This window comes from Polaromonas sp. P1_G1, from assembly GCF_056405595.1.
This window is the reverse complement of sequence record NZ_JBFUBU010000247.1, coordinates 1-402: the sequence shown is the minus strand read 5'-3', so window position 1 is coordinate 402 and position 402 is coordinate 1. Positions and strand designations below refer to the sequence as shown.

General features: G+C 63.2%; 1 protein-coding gene. It reads left to right on the top strand.

The annotated features are described in order from the left end of the window. Positions 1–402, top strand: a 402-nt coding sequence (nadA, locus tag AC1D1Y_RS26690; RefSeq protein ID WP_477684997.1) for a quinolinate synthase NadA, incomplete at both ends; no start/stop codon positions are given.

Below are 402 nucleotides of genomic sequence, written 5' to 3'. Positions count from 1 at the left end.
CACCCAGCATGCCTGGGCCCGCGTACCGGTGGAACCCACGCCCAGCCAGCGCGTGGCGCTGAAAGAGAAGATCAAGCGCTTGCTGAAGGAAAAGAATGCAGTGATGGTCTCGCACTACTACGTGCACCCGGACCTGCAGGACCTGGCCGAGGAAACCGGCGGCCTGGTGAGCGATTCTCTGGAGATGGCCCGCTTTGGCCGCGACCACAGCGCGCAGACGCTGGTGGTGTCGGGCGTGAAGTTCATGGGCGAGACCAGCAAGATTTTGTCGCCGCACAAGACGGTGCTCATGCCCGATCTGGACGCCACCTGTTCGCTCGATCTGGGCTGCCCCATCACGGAGTTCAACGCCTTTTGCGATGCCCACCCGGACCGCACCGTGGTGGTTTACGCCAACACCAG